The following is a 20,445-nucleotide window of genomic DNA, read 5'->3' as shown; positions in this document are numbered from 1 at the left end:
TGACTCACTGCGGGGGCAACATCCAAGCCAGAACGTTGGACTGCAGGAAGACCAGTGCGCACAGCACGATCAGCATGCCGATGGACCAAGGCAGCACCTTCTTGAAGATGGTCGACTCCTGGCCGGGCATGCTCACAGCGGTAGCGGCAATGGCCAGAGATTGCGGAGAGATCATCTTGCCAACAACACCGCCCGTGGTGTTAGCCGCCACCATCAGATTGGGGTCCAGCCCTGCCGCTTCCGCGGCAGTCTGCTGCAGGTTGGAGAACAGCGCGTTGGCGGAGGTGTCCGAACCTGTCACGGCTGTTCCCACCCAGCCCAGGACCGGGGAGAAGAAGGCGAAGGCAGCACCCAGGCCGGCCACAAAACTACCGATGGCCAAGGTCTGACCGGAGAAGTTCATCACGTAGGCCAGAGCCAGCACCAGCATGATGGTCAGCGCGGAGTAGCGCATCTTGTACATGCAGGCCCAGATCTCCTGGAGGCCCTTGGCGATGGTCATGGGGAATCGGCCGTTGCCGTTGAACACGGTGTAGATGACCGTGACCAGCAGGCCCGTGATGAGCAGCAGTGTGCCCGGGGAGGACAGCCACGTGAAGTTGTAAACCGTGCCCGTGATGGGCTCACCGGTTGAGGCGCTGAGCAGGCGACCGTCCAGACCCGGCCAGGGGATCTTGATGTCCGTGCTGGCCAGCCATTGCGGAACATTGACACCCACGGTCCACAGCTTGGCAATGCCGAACACGGCCACCACCAGCACATATGGCAGCATGGCCATCCAGACTCGGCCCGCGGTGAGGTCGGAGACGTTGTCCACCTCTTCAATACCCAAACGCTGCTTGGCTTCCGCGGCACCGCGCGGCTTCCAGAAGCGCAGCAGAATCACAGCACCGGCCACACCGGCAATTGCGGCCACCACGTCCGTCAGCTCGTAGGCAAAGTACGTGGCGCACCACCACTGGGCCACGGCAAAGCAGAAGCCAATCACCAGGGCGGCCGGCCAGGCTTGCTTCAACCCCTTGAATCCGTCAATCAGGATCAACAGCAGGAACGGCACCACGAACGCAAAGAGCGGGGCTTGGTGTCCCACGACTGCACCGATGTGAGCGGGGTCCAGCCCGGTGAGCTTGCCCGCCGTCGTGATGGGGGTGGCCACTGCACCGAATGCCACGGGCGCGGTGTTGGCAATCAGCACCACCACGGCGGTCTTCAGCGGCTTGAGGCCGATGGCCAGAATCATGGTGGCGGTAATGGCAACCGGGGCGCCAAAGCCCGCCAGCGCTTCCAGCAGACCGCCAAAACAGAAGGCGATCAGGATGGCCTGGATACGCACATCTCCACCACCGATGGTGTCGAAGATGGAACGCATGTCCTCGAATCGGCCAGCAGCCACGGTGATCTGGTAGAACCACAGCGCCATGACCACGATCCACACGATGGGGAACAGGCCGAACACGGCACCTTGGGTGGCGGAGAGCAAGGCGAGATCTGTGGGCATCCCGAATGCCAAGATGGCCACAAAAATGGCGGTGGCCAGCGCGATCAGACCGGAAATCCAAGCGCTGCGCTTGAGTCCGACCAACGCGATGAAGAAGGCCACCAGGGGCACAATGCCGACCAGTGCCGAGAGCCCCAGGCTGCCGGCAACCGCGTCAACCTGAGCGGTGTAGGTGTTCACGAACGACTCCTGGAAGTGAAGCGGACCGGCTTGAGGGGGACACCTGAGGACAGTCCGAAATGCGATGTGGGTCACGAACGAGTATGGTCGGACCACATGAGGTCGTGGGAAACTGTACATGACCTGAGTCACAAAAATCGCGGAGGACCCATGAGAATCGCCTTGTTCGCAACGTGCATTGTGGACGCGATGTACCCCAAGGTTGCTTTAGCCACCGTGCGCGTACTGGAGCGCCTGGGACACCAGGTGGTTTTCCCCCCGGGCCAAGGGTGCTGCTCGCAGATGCACGTCAACAGCGGTTACATGGAGGAGGCGCTGCCCGTGGTGCGTAACCACGTGGAGGCCTTCACCGCCGCTGACTACGACGTCGCCGTGGCGCCGTCCGGGTCCTGTGTTGCCTCCCTGGGCCACCAGCAACCCATGATTGCCCGGGCCAATGGGGACGAGGACCTGGCTCGCGCCGCGGAGCAAGTGGCCGGAGGCACCTACGAATTGTCTGAACTCCTGGTGGACGTGCTCGGCGTGACCGATGCCGCCGAGCAACTGGGGTCCTACTTTCCGCACCGCATCACCTACCACCCGTCCTGCCACGGCTTGCGCCTTCTGGGCTTGGGGGATCGCCCCACCAAGTTGCTGAGCAGTGTGGGGGGACTGGAACTGGTGGAACTGCCGGACGCCCAAGAGTGCTGCGGCTTTGGCGGCACCTTCTCCTTCAAGAACCCGGATGTTTCCGGGGCCATGGTGGAGGCCAAAATCAAGAACATCGAGTCCACCGGCACGAACTTGTGCGCCGGTGGCGACTCCTCCTGCCAGTTACACATGAGTGGGGCCGCGCGGCGTCGTGGATCGGATGTGAAAACCATCCACCTGGCCGAAATCCTGGCCTCCACCCGGGCCAACCCCCTGGAACTTTCCGAGATTGCCGAACTGTCCATCCCGCGGGTTCACGCCACCGTCACCCCGTCAGCCGTGAGCGCCGCAGCAGCTACAGGAGAGAACCGATGACCACCGTTGATCTGGGAATGCCCGGCACCCGCGTGGCCTACGGCTCCGGGAACCTCTACGAGGAAACCCCGTTTCCCGAACATGCCCGCGAGGAACTGAAAAACGCACAGATGCGGGCCAACATTGGCCACGCCACCCACACCATCCGCGGCAAACGAGCGCGTGTGGTGGGCGAACTGCCGGACTGGCAGGACTTGCGTGATGCCGGTTCCGCCATCAAACAAGAGGTGGCGGCACACCTGCCGGAGCTCTTGGAACAGTTTGAAACCAATGTGCGCGCCCGGGGTGGTGTGGTCCACTGGGCACGCGACGCCGCAGAGGCCAACCGCATTGTGACTGAGTTGGTACAGGCCAAAGGCGCCCAGGAAATCATCAAGGTCAAGTCCATGGCCACCCAGGAGATCGGGCTCAACGAACACCTGGAAGCGCAAGGCATCACGGCGCATGAAACGGACCTGGCCGAGCTGATTGTTCAGCTCGGTGATGACAAGCCCTCCCACATCCTGGTTCCCGCCATCCACAAGAACCGGGATGAAATCCGGGAGATCTTCTCCCGCCGTATGCCGGGCACCGGCAAGGAACTCACCAACGAGCCCGCCGTGCTGGCTGAAGCCGCCCGCACCTACCTGCGGGAAAAGTTCCTGGAAACCACGGTGGCGGTGTCCGGTGCCAACTTTGGCATTGCTGAAACTGGCACTTTGACCGTGGTGGAATCTGAAGGCAACGGCCGGATGTGCCTGACCCTGCCCAAAACTCTGATCACCGTGATGGGCATTGAAAAGCTGCTGCCGCGATTTGCCGATCTGGAGGTCTTCACCCAGCTGCTGCCCCGATCCTCCACCGGCGAGCGCATGAACCCGTACACCTCCATGTGGACAGGGGTTGCAGAAGGGGATGGACCGGAAGAATTCCACCTGGTGCTGCTGGACAACGGACGTTCCGCCGTCCTGGGTGATCCCGTGGGCCGCTCCGCGCTGCACTGCATCCGGTGTTCGGCCTGCCTCAACGTGTGCCCGGTGTACGAACATGCCGGCGGACATGCCTACGGGTCCACGTATCCGGGGCCCATTGGCGCAATCCTCTCCCCCCAGTTGACCGGTGTGGCCGCGGAGCAGAACAACTCCCTGCCCTACGCCTCCTCCCTGTGCGGACGCTGTTATGAGGTGTGCCCGGTCAAGATCGACATTCCCTCCATCCTGGTGCACCTGCGGGATGAGGACGTTCGCACCAAGCACGGTCAGCGTGATGCCGCTGCCACCCAGCAGCGGGCCACCGTGATTGAGGCCCGGGAAGCCGAAGCCCAAGCTGCCGGTACGCCCCCCGAACCGTCTGAACATCCAGCGACAGCCCCGAAGAAGCGTGTCCCCTCAGAGATGGATCTGCTCATGAAAGCCGCCGGGACCGTGATGTCCTCCGGGACGCGCATGGGCCTGGCCGAACGGGCACTACCCCTGGGCCGCGGGGCACTCAAACCCTTTGGTGGCGCCAAGTGGCTGCCCGGCACGGTGGGCGGCTGGACCCAGGAACGCGACATCCCCGTGCCCCCCAACCAGTCCTTCCGCAACTGGTGGCGCAAGCACGGTGAGGACTCCGAACAACGCGTGGCCCAGGACTTGGGTGGGGCCCAGTTGGCGCCGAGTGCGGGAGGTGAGGTGGCGGCGTCGTCGTTGGCGGCGGCGATCCACGAGCACGCCGCCTGGGGTGCGGAGGCTCAGGCGGTGGCCAAGCTGCGGGCCGAGCGATCCTCCGCCGAAGGCGCCACCACCAAGGACAGCCCCACCACCAGCACCGGCGAGCACCACGGAGGGCAGCAGGCATGAGCCAGACCGAAACCACTGAAACTGCTGATGCCAAGGCCACCATCCTGTCCAGGATCAACCACGCGCTGCGCGATCAGCCACCTGCCCCGGAGGTACCGCGGCTCTACCGCCGCCACTCCACGCTGGATCACGCCCAGGTGGTGGACATGCTGGAGGACCGGCTGGTGGACTACAAAGCCAATGTGTACCGGGAGGATGCTGACTCTTTGCCGGGTCGGATCGCTGAACTGCTGGGCGAATCGGTGACCGTGGTGCCCGACGGCCTGGCGCAATCCTGGCTTCCGGAGGGTCTGCACATGGTCCGCGACCACAACGACGACGGCGCCCCCCTGACCGCACGTGAACTCGATGCGCTGGGGGCAGTTCTGACATCGTCCACCGTGTCCTGCGCGGAAACCGGAACCATATTTCTCAACGGTGCCGCGGATGAAGGACGGCGGGCGCTGAGTCTGGTTCCGGATCACCACGTGTGTGTGGTGCCGCTGGATTCCGTGGTGGAGTTGATCCCGGAGGCCTTTGAGCGGGTGACTGACAAACATCCGATCACCATGATTTCCGGGCCTTCGGCCACCTCAGACATTGAGCTGGAACGTGTGGAAGGTGTGCACGGACCCCGGCGTCTGGATGTCATTCTTTTCGGCTGAGTGCGATCTGGCTCACGGTTTGTGCTGAGTGTGCCCCAGACTTGCCCCTGAACGTGTTTGTTGACTGACAAGCGGTGCCACGGCCGCCGTGACATCTGAAAGGTATTGATGACCAAGCTGCACGACTTCACCGCGGACACCATCTCCGGGTCACAGGATGTTTTTGACCGTTTGGGCGGGCAGGTGGTGTTGATTGTGAACACCGCCAGCGAATGCGGATACACCCCGCAGTACGACGGCCTGGAGAAGCTGTACGAGGAGTACAAGGACCGTGGTTTCACCGTCCTGGGCTTCCCCTGCAACCAGTTCGGTGAACAGGAACCCGGCGAAGGACAGGAGATTCAAGCCTTCTGCCGCTCCCAGTTCGGCGTGGAGTTCCCCCTCTACAAGAAAGTGGATGTCAACGGGCTGCACACCCACCCCCTGTGGGAATGGCTGAAGGCGGAAAAGCCCGGGCCCAACGGGGCGGAGATCGAATGGAACTTCACCAAGTTCCTGGTGGATCAGTCCGGCACCGTGGTGGCCCGCTACGAACCCGCCACGGAGCCCTCCGAGCTGCGCGCCGACATCGAAGAGCTCTTGGAAGGCTGAGATCTGGCCCTGAGTGCTGGCCCCAACGGGCAAGCCGTGCGCAGTTTGATACCCCATCAGGGCTGATGGGGTATCAAACTGCGCACGGCTTTACTCACTACATGGTGTGGATGGCTTCACGGACCAGTTGAACAATGCGTGGCTCCGTCTGTCCCGGCTGAACAAAGAGATCGGCTGCCGTGACACGAATCTCGATCCACCCAGCGGCCTGGGTCACGCGCAAACGCTCAATGTCCCGGATGCGTTGTCCGGACTGATCGTGGTGGGGTCCCTCAATCTGGATGGAGATTCTGCGGCGTTCATCAGCCAGGTCCGGGTGAACGGGCCGCAGACCGGGAACCCTGATTTCGACGTCGTGGTGGAAGTCTGTGAAGCCTGCTGCGGCCAAGGCCAACCGGGCGTAGGTTTCCAGCGCCGAATCGGCCCCCACCTGCACGTGGTCCAAGGCGGCGCGGACTCGTCTGATGCCATCCGTGTGGGCGAACCGTTGAAGATCAGTGTGAACCTGAGCCAAAGAACAGGTGGGGACCATGCCGCGGTGCAGCCCCACCTTGTGCTCGCGCACCATGCCGTCCAGCAGCGCCACCAACGCCGTGTGGGAAATCAACGGTTGACCGGCAGCGTTTGTCATCTCCGCCACCTGCAGAGCACTCAGCACCGGAGCGGTGAGGCGCACACCAGCCAGAATTCTACGATCCTCTGGGGCAACGCGGGCTCGATGCCCGGACACTCCCTCAATCCTCGGCGCGCACCGGCCATCCCACCGCGTGAGATGAAGCCCGGGGTCACGCCACAGTCCGCCGGGCAACGGTAACCCCAGCAAGGCTGCCGCGGTGGTGTGGCTGGCCACGGTCTGCGGGGCCACATCCTGCAAAGTGCCCAAGATCTCCACCAAACGATCCCGCGGATGGTCCGGGAGTTTGAAGTCGCGGGTGGCCCACACGCCACGCATGATCCGGCGGTACCCGGGGCCAGCCAATTGGCGCGGGGTCACCCCCAGGACTGCAGCTTGTGCAGCTGTGAAGCATCGACCATGCAGGGCGCGAGGGGGCACATGAGCTTTGGCGGGCATGTACCGAGTCAATCCAACGTGAAAGCGGAGGTGAAGCCTCCTGTCAGACCTGTGGATAACGCAGGTGGATCACGCAGAAGAGTGAAGCCGTGCGCAGTTTGATACCCCATCAGGGCTGATGGGGTATCAAACTGCGCACGGCTTGCTACGTCAGGCTGCGGGAACTTCCGTGTTTTGGTCGCGCTCCAGGATTTCGCTGGACACATTGGGGAAGAACACCTTGTAGAGCACTCCCGCAATGGCTGCCCCGATCAACGGGGCCAACAGGAACAGCCAGACCTGCCCCAATGCCTCCGGCACAAACCAGGCAACGGCAAGGGAACGTGCCGGGTTCACCGAAGTGTTGGACACCGGGATGGAAACCAGGTGGATCAGAGTCAGGGACAAACCGATGGCCAGCGGTGCAAAGCCCAGGGTGGCGCGGTCATCGGTGGCACCCAGAATCACGAACAGGAACACACAGGTCAGGACCACTTCAGTGACAAAGACCGCCAGCATGCTGTAACCGTCCGGGGACAGGGCGCCGTAACCGTTGGTGGCAAAACCGGAGTCGACGGCGGAGAACCCGTCCTTGCCGGAGGCGATCACGAACAGTACCAGCGCGCCCAGGGAGCCACCAACAATTTGGACCAGCCAGTACGGGAGCACGGCTTTCCACTCGACTCGCCCGGCAAGAGCGGCGCCCAGTGTCACGGCAGGGTTGAAGTGTCCACCGGAGACAAAGCCCACGGCGTAGGCCATGACCACCACGGTCAGGCCGAAAGCCAGTGCTACGCCCAGGAAGCCGATACCCATGTTGATGTTGGCATCACTGATCACGGACGCCGCCAGAACGGCTGAGCCACAGCCGCCCAGGACAAGGACAAAAGTTCCCAGGGCTTCCGCCAACAGCCTGGCGGTCATGGAATGAGTAGGCATGGTGTTACCTCACGATCGGGGGTTGAGGAGGGTCTCCAGGTGTGGTGGACCCGGTGCGCTGCTGCAGGAGGACATCCAGCCAGTGCCGTTATGTGCAGCAGCAAGGATTTGACTCTACAACAGCGGTGATGCGGAGAGGACTAGGAGAAACGTGGTGATGGCTACATCCTGGCGCAGCAGAACACCTCCGGTAACGGGGATGCAGGGTTTTGCCGCCATCTTCCACCGGGGCCATGCTGGCCAGTGGTAACGCTGAACCGTGAAGTCGCACAGGGAACCCGCGGGGTGTGCAACCCTCTCCCGGATCGCACACCCCGCCAAGCCCCGGTACGTGGCCTCTGCCTGACCACATGCCGCGTCGTGCCGGCCCCAACCGTCACGACCACCGAGCTCTGTGGCGTTGGTGCCCACCACCGCCACATCACCCGGCTGCCTCCACCCCGTGCCCACGCGGTTTTGGAGCATCTCTCCTGCACCTCGGGTGCAAGGGCCGTTGCCGGCCCTTGATGTGTAGACGGGATGGATGGGAAATCGTGACGGAAGTTCGGGAACTTTTTTTGGAAACTTTTTGCTGCCTGCTCAGCCGTCCAACGGGCCACTCACAGAAGGCGATCCGCCCCGGGGCCCGGCAGCACAGTGAACAACCGCGGGGAGTCCCAACCCGCCTGGGCAAATGACTCCAGGACAGCTGCCTGACCGGACTCCACATCCTCCGCCCGGAACAGTCCAATGGCCGAGCCGCCGAAACCCGCACCAGTCATCCGGGCCCCCAACGCACCAGCGCCCACCATGGCGTCCACTGCGGTGTCCAACTCCGGGCAGGACACCTGATAGTCATCCCGCAGGGAAACATGGGAACCAGTCAGCGCCTCCCCCAGCTGCTCCCACGCACCGTGGCGCAGATCAACGACGGCGGCATCCACCCGCGCACGTTCGCTGAGCACATGCTGTGCTTTGGGGCGGATCTCTTCCGGCAACTCGGACAGATCCGTGTCCACCGGCAGGTCACCGAGGGAGTCCACACCCAGCAGCTGAGCTGCTTGTTCGCAGGCGGAACGACGAGCGGCGTAGCCGCCGTCGTCGTTGCTGTGGGCCACGCGGGTGTCCACCACCAGCAGGCGCAGCCCGGCTTCCTCCAGGGGTAGGGGAATGTACTCGGCGTCCAAGGTGCGGCAATCCAGGAGGATGGCGTGCCCGGCAGTGGAGAGCAGGGAGGCGGATTGATCCATGATCCCGGTGGGGGCGCCCACAAAGTCGTTTTCGGCGCGCTGGGTGATACGGGCCAGGTCGCGGCGGTCCACGGCTACCCCCGTGAGTTCGGCCAGCGCAATGGCCACGGAGACCTCGACCGCATGTGACGAGGACAGGCCGGAGCCCACCGGCACCGTGGAATCCACCAGCAGCTCAAAGGTAGGGACCGCAGTGCCCGTGGCCTCCTGCAATGCCCACACCACCCCGGCCGGGCCACTGGCCCAACCTGTGATGGCGCCCGGCTTCAACTCACGGGGATCAAAGTCGGCCCGCGCCTGCTCCCCCGTGGTGGGATCGGTCCAGGTGGAGACCAGATGTGAGCGCTGCTGCTCCGGACGCAAACGAACGGCGACCATGGCGGAGCGGTCGATGGCAAAGGGCAACACCAGGCCGTTGTTGTAGTCAAGGTGTTCGCCGATCAGATTCACCCGCCCCGGCGCCCGCCACACACCATCCGGTGCGCCGCCAAACAACTGTGAGAAGGCTTCGGTGAGGCCGCGGGCGCGCTGCTGATCTGTGGTTGGCTGATCTGTGTTGGGCTGGTCTGTGCTGGTTGGCTGATCGCCCGTGGAAGGCTGCTGGCTCATATTGCGCTCCTGAGACGTGCGGCGGTTTCTTCCGGGCTGACGTCCCCGATGAAGGCGCCCATGGCGGCTTCTGATCCGGCCAAGAACTTCAGCTTGTGTTCGGCCCTGCGCGGGCTCACGATCTGCAGGTGCAGCCGCGATGCCTCCCGCAACCCCTCCACCAGCGGAGCCTGATGCCACGCAGCAATATAAGGAGTGGGACTGGGGTAGAGCGCATCAAGCCTGGTCAGAACATCTTGGACCACCGTGGCCAACTCATCCAGTTCCGCGGGCTCCAATGCCGCCAGGTCCGGGACGTGACGATGCGGCACCACGTGAACCTCCAGCGGCCAACGCCCCGCCCACGGAACATAAGCGCTCACGTATTCCCCAGAGGTGATCATGCGTTCACCAGATTCCTGTTCAAACTCCAGGAGATCCTGGTGCAGCGTACGGCCGGTGGTGCGCAGATGTTCGGCTGCCCTCTGCGCCGTCTTCAACGCCGTGGGCGTCACATACGGGTAGGCATAAATCTGGCCGTGCGGATGGTGCAGGGTGGTGCCGATCTGCTCACCGCGATTCTCAAACGGAAACACCTGTTTGATCCCCGGCAGTGCAGACAGCGCCCGAGTGCGCTGGGCTAGTGCGCGAATCACCAACTGCACACGTGCAGGGTCGAGTCCGGCCAAGCTGCCTTCATGCTCGGGAGTGAACACCAAGACTTCGCATCGGCCCCCCGCCGGGTAGGTGACCCCCACCTGCGGAGGCGTGTCCGGGCCGGGCAGCTCCACCAGTTCCGGACCCAACGACGGGAACCGGTTTTCAAAGGCAACCACATCAAAATCTGCGGGAATCTCAGTCTCTCGCCCTGGTTGCATGGGGCACAGCGGGCATTGATCCGCCGGAGGCAGGTGAGTGCGGTTCTGCCGGTGGGTGGCCAGCGCAATCCAGTCTCCGGTCAGGGGGTCCTGCCGCAAATGGCCGTGACCTGCACGATCGGCAGGCGGACGAGGGTCATGCAACTGCACGGGCAGCTGCCCGCGGTCATGGCTGAAGAACACGATCTCCCGGCCATCGAACAGCCGGTGGGTCACGTGGGGGACCTCCCCGACGGATGAGTCAAGCGACGCGGTGGACACGAGTGATCTTCTCCTCAAGTTCGGTAACGGCGTTGTCCGGCAACCGCGAGTCAGTCACCAAATCGTCCACGGCATCCAAGGGCGCAAAGCCGTACAACCCCACCGTTCCCCACTTGGTGGAATCAGCGACGACGACGCCGCGGTGAGACTGATTCAAAAACATGCCGTTGACCTGGGCTTCCAACATGTTGGGGGTGCTCAACCCGGCGTCCAGGTCAAAACCGTGCACACCCATCAGGCAGATGTCCGCGTGCAGAGTTTCCAGGCTGCGAACTGCCAGTGGGCCGACCAACGCATCCGATGGCGTGCGCACACCACCCAGCATGACCACCTGCGTTCCGGCGGCAGGACGGTCCTCAAAGACCTGTGCGATTCTGGGTGAATTGGTCACCACGGTCAGATCCTCCACCGAACGCAGTTCACGGGCCAGCGCAAACGTGGTGGTGCCCGAATTGATGAACACAGACATACCCGGCTTCACAAAACTCGCAGCCGTGCGGGCCACCGCACTCTTCTGCACCTGCTGCAACCGGGACTTCCGCAGGAAGCCCGGCTCTTCCGACGCCGAACCCGGAGCCGCCAACCGCGCGCCGCCATGAACCTTGTGCAACTCCCCCTGCTGGGCCAGTTGGTCCAGGTCACGGCGGACCGTCATCTCCGAGACGTTCAACGTTTGAGCCAGATCGGCCACGCGGGACGAGCCCTGGGCGCGGGTCTGCTCCAGAATGCGAGCCCGGCGCTCCGCGGGCAGTAGGTCGGTCACGACTGTCTCCTCGGTTGTGCCATTTTCGGCGCTACATCCAGCCCTCGACCGATGATTGTTCCATCAAATCGGATGTGCGATTATGTTCATAATAGAGTGAATCAGGACACATTTTCCAACACCTGGAGGGCCACTTGGTGGAACCCACGCCGTTGAATGCCGTACACCCCAGCACCGTCCCCGGTAGTGAACAACATATTCACCTGCGGTCTGGCGGGGTCTCCCTGCTGTTGAGTCGACCAGACGGACGAATCCCCACAATCGCACACTGGGGTGCCGACCTAGGCGCATTAACCGAAGAAGATGTGCGCCAGATCAGTAATTCACTCAAGGCCGCTCAAGCCATCAACTGCCCGGACGCGCCCATGCACGTGGGCCTGGTTCCGGAAGCGCGCTGGGGATGGGCCGGGAGGCCGGGGCTGGTGGGGCACCGGGACGGTCAAGCCTGGGCCCCTGATTTTCGGGTGAGGTCCACGCGTTTCTTGGCTGCTCCGGGACCTGAGACCGAAGCGGACGGCGGAGGCGCAAACCAGGCCCAGGAGGACTTGGCCGCGCCGTACGTGGAACGCGGGGCAGGCCAACTGTTGTTGACGGTTGATTCCCCGGAGGACGTGGAATTGGCCATCACCATCCATCTGAGCACTGAAGGGGTGGTGCGTTTACGTGCCACCGTCACCAATCGGGATGTCAAGCCGTATCACCTCGAAGAGCTCGGGCTGGTGCTGCCTGTTGCTTTGAGTGCAACCGAGCTGCAGGACTTTGCCGGCCACTGGGGGCAGGAGCGCAGAGCTCAACACAGTCCATTCACTGTTGGTCTGCATCTGCGGGAGGGGAGAAAGGGCCGCACCGGTGCAGATGCAGCCCATCTCATGATTGCGGGAGAGGCAGGCTTCGGCTACCGAACCGGCCAGGTCTGGGGTGTGCACACGGGCTTCTCCGGCAATCACAGAACCTGGGCCGAACGTGAGTACTCCGGACAAAAAGTGCTGGGTGGCAGCGAACTGTTGCTCCCAGCCGAGATGGTGCTGACCCAGGATCACAGCTACACCACACCCTGGATCTACGGCGTGTGGGGAGAGGGCTTGGATGATCAAGCACATCGGTTGCACGGGTGGATTCGATCCAGACCTCAACATCCGAACACGACTCGCCCCGCAACGCTCAACGTGTGGGAGGCCGTGTACTTTGACCACGATCTGGAAAAGCTGACCCAGCTTGCCGAACGCGCCGCCCGCATTGGCATTGAGCGCTTTGTGCTCGACGACGGCTGGTTTGGTTCCCGCCGCGATGACACCTCCGGGTTGGGCGACTGGGTGGTTTCACCTGATGCCTGGCCCAACGGCCTGACTCCGTTGATCGAACGGGTCAATGAGTTGGGTATGGAGTTCGGCCTGTGGTTTGAACCCGAGATGATCAACGTGGACTCTGAACTGGCCAAGCACCACCCGGAGTGGATTCTCGGTCCCTCTCAGCGATTGGCCATCTCCAGCCGCAGCCAACAGGTTTTGGACATCGGCAACCCAGAGGCATACGCCCACGTCCGAGATCAGATGATGGCCGTTCTGGCCAACAACAACATCAGCTACATCAAATGGGACCACAACCGAGATCTGGTGGAAGCAGGGTCTTCCGTGGACGGCAAGACTTCCGTGCACCGTCAGACCCTTGCCGCCTACCGGCTGATGGCGGAACTCAAGAGTCATTTCCCGGGTCTTGAGATCGAGGCCTGTGCATCCGGTGGTGGTCGCGTGGACCTGGGGATCATAGAGCACACGGACCGTTTCTGGACCTCGGACTGCATTGACCCCGCCGAGCGGCAGGAAATGCACCGCTGGACCCAGCAGCTGGTGCCACCCGAACTGATGGGCAGCCACGTGGCCGCCGGTAGGTCCCATGAAACGGGGCGCCTCCACGACCTCAACTTCCGGGCGGGCACTGCCCTGTGGGGACACTTTGGGGTCGAGTGGGACCTCACACAGGCCACTTCTCAAGAGATGAGGGAGCTGGCCGAGTGGATCGCGGTCTACAAGCGGTACCGCAATCTGCTCCACACCGGAAAGGTGATTCGGCTAGATCAAGTGGATCCTGAGTGGGACATCCACGGTGTGGTGACCTCGGACGGCACTGAGGCTCTGTTCGCCGTCGTCTGCACGGGAGTGTCCATCACTGATCCGGTGGGTCGTTTGACGCTGGCAGGGTTAGTGCCAGACCTTCGGTATCGCCTGGAGGACATCACACCTGACGGTGCTGAATCCGACTTCATGGCTCCGGGCTGGTGGCCCGACGGCGGGGTGGTCAAGGGCAGTGTGCTGCTCAACAGTGGCATCCACACTCCCCGCCTGTGGCCGGATCGGATGCGACTGCTACATCTGACCGCCACCACGTGACGTGTTGAACTTTGAGCCTGGTGAATGCGCTCCAGCAAGGGCCTGGGCGCATTCACCATGCTCAAAGTGGGCAGAGCTGGTCTACTGCAGCCCCTCCACCCGGACCACAATGCGGGCGCGACGCGCCTCGATCCGGGCCTCCGGACTCACATCCACACCGCAGGTTCGGCTACCCAAGCCTTCGTAAGCAGCATCCAAGTGCAGCACCCAAGCCCGATCACTTTGGCCAGCATCAGGTAGCTGATCCGCGTGAGTTGCCCGTGCCAGTTCCGTATCTGTCCATGGACTCAATGACCACCACAAGCCCTGGGACGCGCGCTGCCCATCTAGTTCCACCGCCAAGACCTCCAGATCAAGTACGCGTCCCCCGGCCAGAGGAACGTGCAGATGCCGCAGATCGTGCCTTTCGCCGGCTGATTGCGGAACAGGGTAGGCCGTGGTCAGCTCGGTTGCGGCGCGGGACCACGTGCCGTATCGGGAGGATCGCAACGAATCGGGGGCAGTCTCCCCCGGCCCACCGCCGCTCCATTCCACAACACCACTGGGATCAACGGGGAGACCCAACTCCAGCCCAATACGTCCCAACCGGGGCCCGTCGTCGAGGTCGATCACAGCCTCAAGAATCCCCGCCCCGTCGTCCTCCACCCATGTCAGACACAGACCGCCTGTCCATGGTGCAGCCGGTCCACCCGCAGGGCGCCACATGCTGATCAGCGCGGGTTGCTCCGCCACGGCCTCTGCAGTCGCATTGCGACGCGGCACCAAACGGTCCAGGCCAGCAATCTTCCACCGTTCAGCCAACGACACCACAACATTGGACCCGTTGCCGAACACACTCTCCCTGGGGTCGGTTCCTGCCCAGAGATCCCAATCCACACGAGGGTCATCACCGAACCGCTCACGTGCGGGCTCGATCCATCCGGCGTCGTTGTCCGTGGGTGCCCGCCACACGCTCAGCCGAGCGCCGCGCACGGCATCAGGCCAGCGGTCTGTGTCACTGGTGCTCTCAACGGGTGCGGAACCGGGTAGCGGGCCGGCCCACGAGTCCTGTCTGGTCCGCAGACCCCGCTGTGTCCCGCACACGACGGCGGCACGAACCTCCACGTCGATCCGCTCACCAGGCGCCGCATCAGCAAGCTCCATGGTGTGCCACTCACCTGGGCGCAGCGGTGGAAGGGTGTGCTCCACCGTGGATTCTTCCGCATCAGAGTATCGGCGCACACGAACCACGGCGTCTTCCAGAACGGAATGGTCATAGCCGTTGCCGATTTGAAGGGTTCCGGACCGGCCGCGGATGCCGTCGCCCACCCGCTCAATCCAAACCGGATCGACCACGGCAGCGAACTCGGCCAGGCCCGGGCTGGGCGTTCCGTCAGCAAAGCACAGACCGTCCAGCACAAAATTGCCGTCATGCACCTGCTCGCCGAAATCCCCACCGTAGGCAATCCTTGTGCCGCCACCGGGTGCAGGAACGCGCAGCCCTTGATCCTTGAACTCCCACGCAAAACCGCCGCAGGCTCTTGGGAACTGACGGAAGATCCGTTCATAGTCGCTCAGCCCACCGGGGCCGTTCCCCATGGCGTGGGCGTATTCGCACAGCAGTATCGGGTGCCGGGCAACTCGCCGCGCGGTGGCCGGTCCCCAGGTCGGATGCCCCGTACCGGCCGCCAACTTCTCCCATTCCACGGAGGTGGCGTACATCCGGGAGTAGACATCCGTGTATGCCATATCGGCATCGCCCTCGTAGTGCACAGGCAATGAGCTGTGGGCATGCAGCCAATCGGCGGCAGCGCGCAGGTTGGCGCCCGTGCCGGATTCATTGCCCAACGACAACATGGCGACACTGGGGTGATTCTTGTCCCGGTGCCACATGCGTGCCGTGCGATCCAAAATGGCAGCCCGCCACGCAGAGTCGTCGCAGGGGTTGCCAACCCAGTCACGCTGCACATATCCGTGGGTTTCCAGATCACTCTCCAGGACCACCCACAGACCCATCTCATCAGCCAGGGCAAGGGCATGTGCGGCCGGCGGATAGTGGCTGGTGCGCACCGCATTAGTGTGATGTTCGAGCATCACGGTGAAGTCCTGCCGGGTGTCCTCCACGGTCACCGCTCGGCCTCGCTCCGGATGGAACTCATGTCGATTGATGCCGCGGAAGCGCAATGGATCGCCGTTGGCGCGCAGAACTCCGTCGTCGTCGATCTCTACCCTGCGAACTCCAGCCTGCAATTGCACCGTTGCCCCGGTGTTGGTGGTGAGTTCCACGTCCAGCAGCGCAGGATCTTCAGGAGACCACGGACGGGCACCTGGTACGACGACGTCCATCCTGCTCTCGTCAGTGATCACCACGGACACGGGCGAAGCATTGTCCGGGCGAATTTCAACGGTCACGGGGAAGGCTTGCGGCTCGGCATCGAGCTGAACATGCAGCAGACCGGTGCTCGAATCGACATCCCAGTCACCATCAAGGTGGAGATCCCAGATGTCCCCGGGACGCTGGACCAGCAGTTCCACGCTGCGGAAGATCCCCGGCAGCCACCACTGGTCCTGGTCCTCCAGATAGGACCCGGCGCTGAATTGATGCACCAGCACGGCAATCTCGTGATCGTCCTCGGACGTCCCGCGAGCACCGAGGGCATCGGTGATGTCGAATTCGTGGGTCAATCGTGATCCCATGGCCTGGCCGACCCATTGCCCATCTATCCACACACGGTAGGCGGATTCCACCCCTTCCAACCGCAGGATCACGCGATCAGACGGGGTGTCGGCCTGCGTATTTACCGCGGGGGTCAGCCGATCAGTCATTCCCGCCACCGTGAAATGGCGCCGATACCAGGCCGTTGGGTTCTGATCGGGGACGTACGGGGGGTCCACGGGAAATGGGTAGGTGACATTGGTGTACCAGGGCTTGCCGTGCACGCTCTCATCACCCAACCGATCCAGCACCCAGTGCGCTGGAACCTTGGCCAACTCCCCCAAGGACGGGAGGGGGTCCGGCCAGGCGCAGAAACGCCGAGCACACTCGGCGTCCGCAAAGCTGCGGAACTCCCATTGCCCGTCCAGAGACAACGACGGTGCGTCGGAGGTGAAATGGGCCCTGGGCTGTAAGGCGCCCAGACCCCCGTCAGGATCTTGGTACCAGCCGTGGTCAGGATTTAATGCCGTCGGCAACTCACGATCCCGAGTTCTTGCCCCCTGCCGCAGCGCGTCAGACATTTCTGGCGTTCTCCTGTTCTTGATCTGTGTGGTGCTCATGGACAGCCGATCTGCCGGCACGCACTGCGCTTGTCTTACTTGTTGGCGCCCATGGTCAAGCCGGCCACAAAGTGCTTCTGCAAGAGGATGTAAATCAACACCGTGGGCAGCGCGATCATGATGGCGCCCGCTGCCACCAGGTTGTTGTCCGTGAAGAAATTGCCCTGAAGGTTGTTCAACGCGGAGGTCACAGGCATGCGATCACCGTCACGGACCAAGACCAGTGCCCAGAAAAAGTCGTTGTAGATCCAGGCGAACTCCAACGTGGCCAATGCAGCCAGTGCCGGACGGGTCAGCGGCAAGACAACCTGCCAGTACTGCCGCCAGGGTCCCGCTCCGTCAATCTGGGCGGCCTCAGTTAATTCCTTGGGGAGGGCCCGCATGAAGTTGGACAGCACGAACACACAGAAGCCCATCTGAAAGGCCACATTGATGACCACCAGACCCGCGTAGGTGTTGTACAGACCGAGCTCCAGGTAAAGCCGGTACAGCGGTGTAATCACTACCTGCTGCGGGAGCAGATTGGCCGCAGTGAAGAACATCAACATGGGAATGTTGAACTTGAAGCTGAACCGGGCGAGCACGAACGCCGCGCAGGAGGCCAAGAACAGCACCACGATCACCGCTGGTACGGCGATGATCAGCGAGTTCAGGAAGTACTGGCCCATGTTTCCCTGGGTCCAGGCCGTCGTGTAGTTCTGGAAGGTCAGTGTGTCAGGCAGCGACACATAGCCTTTTTCCGCAGTCTCTGAATACGGGCGCAAAGAGGTGTACAGCGCCCACAGCAGAGGAACCATCCAGGCAAAGGCCACGCACGCCAGAACAATCTGAAACACAAGTTGGCGCCCGGGCTTGGACCGGCGTCGAGTCTTGGAGCCAGATTTCTCAAGCCCGGTGGTTGGCAACTGAGTGTCGGTGACAGCGCTCATCAGTCATCCCTCCGCAAAGTCTGTACCAGGTAGGTAATGATGAAGATCAAAGAGATAACCAGCAGGATCACGGCGATGGCGGAACCGAACCCAATACGACTGGCCTCACCCAGAATGTTGTTGGTGATCAACACCGAAAGCAACTCAAGTCCGTTGGTTCCCTTGTTGATCACATAAACGATGTCGAAGGCTCGCAACCCCTCGATTACCGTGACCACCAGGACCACCACGTTGATGGGCTTGAGAGTGGGAAAAATAACTTTGAAGAATGTCTGCGCCGGTCCGGCACCATCCAGAGCTGCAGCTTCTCGCAAGGAGTTGTCCACACCCTTGAGACCGGCCAGATAGAGCACCATGATGTATCCCACGTGTCGCCAGGATGCGGCCACCAAGACAGCCCAGATATTGACATCAGGGTCACCCAGCCAATTGACGCTTGAGCCGGTGAGATTATTGATCAGACCTTGCTCTGTGGAATAGACCAGTTGCCAGATGAAACCCACCAAGGCCAGCGACAGTACAACGGGTAGGTAAAAAATTGACTGGTAGAAGCGGGTCCCACGAATTTCACGGTCCAACACAATGGCCAGCAACAACCCCAACGGCGTAGCCACCAGCAGCAGCACTGCCAGCCACAGGATGTTGTTCTTGAAAGCCGGCCAAAACGGGGGGTAGGTCTGGGTGACGTTCTGATAGTTCTCCACCCCGATGAACGTGGGGGCAGTGATGCCGTTCCACCTGGTGAAGGACAAACCTACGGAGGCCAAAGCTGGGCCCCAGATGAACATCAGCACCACGATGGCAGGGATGCCCAACATCAACGCCAGTGTCACCTTGTCCCGGGTGCTGCTGCGTCGACGTCGCCGGACGGGTTCGTGAGTGTCCCGCCTGCGATCAGGTGGTGTCCCGGCTTCCTCGGGTGTGGCTGTGGCAGACAACGCAATCCTCCCTGGCTTCTACCTGATGTATTGCTCCAAGAGCGTGTCCAGCACAACGGTGTCCCGCGCAGACCTACATGACCATTGGAGTAGCCCTGCGCGGGGCACCGTGTGTGATCAATCGACGAAGATGGTCTTCTTCTGTTCCTCAATGCTCGACAGAATGTTGTCGATGTCCTGGGGATTTCGGATGAAGGACTGAATGGACGGGATCATCACCGTGGAGGCAAAGTCGGGGCGAGTATCACGATCCAGGAACTGCGCGATGTGCTGGGCATTGTCCACAATGTCCTTGGCGTCTTGTTGCAGCTGCGAATAATCCGCCGTGTCAGTGTCATCATTGGCCGCAACCAAGCCCTTGTCGGCATCAACATTGATCTTTTGGGCCTCTGGGCTGCCGAAGAACTCCAAAAGCTGACGCGCCGAACCGCCGTTATCCGTCTGTGCCGACATCATGAACCCGTCAATGGGGGCATCAATGGAATCAGTGCCGTAATCAGAATTGATTTCGGGGAAGGTGAAGAACCCAAGGTCTTCCAGCTGGGAGGGGTCATTGTCGTCCTGGAACTGCTGAGAGACGAAAGTACCCAAGAAGTACATGCCTGCGTTGCGCTGCTGTAGCGCCTGTGCAGCCTCCTGCCAATCACGCCCAAGAGCGCCATCCTGATGGAGGGGCAGCAAGTCTGCCCAAGTCTGGAAGACCTCCTTGACCTCGCTGGAAGTCCAGTCCTTCTCGCCAGACATCAAAGATTGATGAAAGTCAAAGCCATTGATGCGCATGTTCAAGATGTCAAACGTGCCAAAGGCTTCCCATCCTCCACGGTCCGCGAACGCAATAGGAGTCAACCCAGCTTGCTCCATCTCAGAGCCCAGTTCCTTGAGCTCATCCAAGGTGGTCGGAGGCTGCCAGCCATACTCCTCGAAGACACTCTTTCGGTAGTTCATCACCCACGGGTAGTAGGAGTAAGGCACAAAGTACTGGCTTCCGTCGGAGGCAGAGGATGCCTCCTTCATGGACTCGGAGAACATGTCACCAATGTTGTCCCACACCTCGTCAATGGGTGCCACAAGCCCCTGATCAGCAAAGTAGCGCATGCGATAACCCGCAAACCAGGTAAAGACGTCGTCGGGAGCGCCCTGCAAGTATGAGTTGATCTGCTCCTGGAATGTGTTGTGATCAATCGTGTTCACGGAGACATCAATGCCTGAGTCTGCGATGAACGCATCAATGGCCTTTTGGTAGGCAGCCTTGGGTACGGCATCAGACTGGTTGGAACCAAAGGTAATGGCCCCCGTACCGTCTGAATCGGCGCCTGTCCCGCCGCCGCATGCAGTAAGGGCGCCCAGAGCGCCGAGGCCAAGAGCACCGGCCAGGACATTTCGCCGATGGACGGGGACCGTCAGCGCGGACGGCAGGGCAAGGGGTGAGGGGCTGCGGCGAGCGCGCGAGGCCTTCATGACAACTCCTGTGGTCAGCCGGAAAGAACGA

At 62.1% G+C, this 20,445-nt stretch carries 15 protein-coding genes; 5 read left to right on the top strand and 10 right to left on the bottom strand.

What is annotated here, in order from left to right; translation table 11 throughout:
- Positions 1-4: 4 nt before the first annotated feature.
- Positions 5-1,678 carry an L-lactate permease gene (locus tag Q4G32_RS09230; RefSeq protein WP_303350891.1) on the bottom strand — a complete coding sequence of 558 codons (1,674 nt, stop codon included), beginning with the start codon at positions 1,676-1,678 and terminating at the stop codon, positions 5-7.
- 150 nt (positions 1,679-1,828) lie between these two features.
- Here Q4G32_RS09230 and Q4G32_RS09225 point away from each other — a divergent pair, with 150 nt between their 5' ends.
- The 4 genes from Q4G32_RS09225 (at position 1,829) to Q4G32_RS09210 (ending at position 5,738) form a co-directional block, all read left to right on the top strand.
- Positions 1,829-2,683: a (Fe-S)-binding protein gene (locus Q4G32_RS09225; RefSeq protein ID WP_303350889.1), complete on the top strand. Its 855-nt coding sequence runs from the start codon at positions 1,829-1,831 to the stop codon at positions 2,681-2,683.
- Positions 2,680-4,503: a LutB/LldF family L-lactate oxidation iron-sulfur protein gene (locus tag Q4G32_RS09220; RefSeq protein ID WP_303350887.1), complete on the top strand. Its 1,824-nt coding sequence runs from the start codon at positions 2,680-2,682 to the stop codon at positions 4,501-4,503. The genes Q4G32_RS09225 and Q4G32_RS09220 overlap by 4 nt, the downstream gene beginning before the upstream one ends.
- Positions 4,500-5,147, top strand: a complete 648-nt coding sequence (locus Q4G32_RS09215; protein ID WP_303350885.1) for a LutC/YkgG family protein — start codon at positions 4,500-4,502, stop codon at positions 5,145-5,147. Before Q4G32_RS09220 ends, Q4G32_RS09215 begins: the two co-directional genes overlap by 4 nt.
- Positions 5,148-5,255: 108 nt before the next feature.
- Entirely contained in the window at positions 5,256-5,738 is a 483-nt protein-coding gene (locus tag Q4G32_RS09210) for a glutathione peroxidase (protein WP_303350883.1), read from the top strand.
- 97 nt (positions 5,739-5,835) lie between these two features.
- Here the strand turns inward: Q4G32_RS09210 and Q4G32_RS09205 are convergent, their stop codons facing one another.
- From Q4G32_RS09205 to Q4G32_RS09185, 5 genes are all read right to left on the bottom strand, one after another.
- Complete coding sequence (locus Q4G32_RS09205) at positions 5,836-6,810, bottom strand: hypothetical protein (RefSeq protein ID WP_303350881.1); 975 nt, start codon at positions 6,808-6,810, stop codon at positions 5,836-5,838.
- Between the two features lie 150 nt (positions 6,811-6,960).
- Positions 6,961-7,728, bottom strand: coding sequence for an aquaporin Z (gene aqpZ / locus Q4G32_RS09200; RefSeq protein ID WP_303350879.1), 768 nt, complete (start codon positions 7,726-7,728; stop codon positions 6,961-6,963).
- Between the two features lie 599 nt (positions 7,729-8,327).
- Positions 8,328-9,566, bottom strand: coding sequence for a galactokinase (galK, locus tag Q4G32_RS09195; RefSeq protein ID WP_303350877.1), 1,239 nt, complete (start codon positions 9,564-9,566; stop codon positions 8,328-8,330).
- Entirely contained in the window at positions 9,563-10,684 is a 1,122-nt protein-coding gene (gene galT / locus Q4G32_RS09190) for a galactose-1-phosphate uridylyltransferase (protein ID WP_303350875.1), read from the bottom strand. The genes galK and galT overlap by 4 nt, the downstream gene beginning before the upstream one ends.
- Entirely contained in the window at positions 10,665-11,447 is a 783-nt protein-coding gene (locus tag Q4G32_RS09185) for a DeoR/GlpR family DNA-binding transcription regulator (protein ID WP_303350873.1), read from the bottom strand. The genes galT and Q4G32_RS09185 overlap by 20 nt, the downstream gene beginning before the upstream one ends.
- A 137-nt stretch (positions 11,448-11,584) precedes the next feature.
- Between Q4G32_RS09185 and Q4G32_RS09180 the strand changes: the two genes are divergently transcribed.
- Positions 11,585-13,834, top strand: coding sequence for an alpha-galactosidase (locus tag Q4G32_RS09180; protein ID WP_303350918.1), 2,250 nt, complete (start codon positions 11,585-11,587; stop codon positions 13,832-13,834).
- An 81-nt stretch (positions 13,835-13,915) separates the two neighbouring features.
- Here Q4G32_RS09180 and Q4G32_RS09175 read toward each other — a convergent pair whose 3' ends face one another.
- From Q4G32_RS09175 to Q4G32_RS09160, 4 genes are all read right to left on the bottom strand, one after another.
- Positions 13,916-17,050 (bottom strand): glycoside hydrolase family 2 TIM barrel-domain containing protein, encoded by a 3,135-nt coding sequence (locus tag Q4G32_RS09175; RefSeq protein ID WP_303350872.1) that lies wholly within the window; start codon positions 17,048-17,050, stop codon positions 13,916-13,918.
- A gap of 74 nt (positions 17,051-17,124) precedes the next feature.
- On the bottom strand, positions 17,125-18,018 hold the full coding sequence (locus Q4G32_RS09170; RefSeq protein WP_303350870.1) for a carbohydrate ABC transporter permease: 894 nt from the start codon (positions 18,016-18,018) through the stop codon (positions 17,125-17,127).
- On the bottom strand, positions 18,018-18,956 hold the full coding sequence (locus Q4G32_RS09165) for a carbohydrate ABC transporter permease (RefSeq protein ID WP_303350868.1): 939 nt from the start codon (positions 18,954-18,956) through the stop codon (positions 18,018-18,020). Before Q4G32_RS09165 ends, Q4G32_RS09170 begins: the two co-directional genes overlap by 1 nt.
- Positions 18,957-19,073: 117 nt before the next feature.
- Positions 19,074-20,414, bottom strand: a complete 1,341-nt coding sequence (locus Q4G32_RS09160; RefSeq protein WP_303350865.1) for an ABC transporter substrate-binding protein — start codon at positions 20,412-20,414, stop codon at positions 19,074-19,076.
- Positions 20,415-20,445 lie beyond the last annotated feature (31 nt).

It is taken from the genome of Kocuria sp., assembly GCF_030538595.1.
GTDB lineage: Bacteria > Actinomycetota > Actinomycetes > Actinomycetales > Micrococcaceae > Kocuria.
The sequence above is the reverse complement of the archived record's forward strand: the minus strand, read 5'-3'. Positions and strand labels throughout refer to the sequence as shown.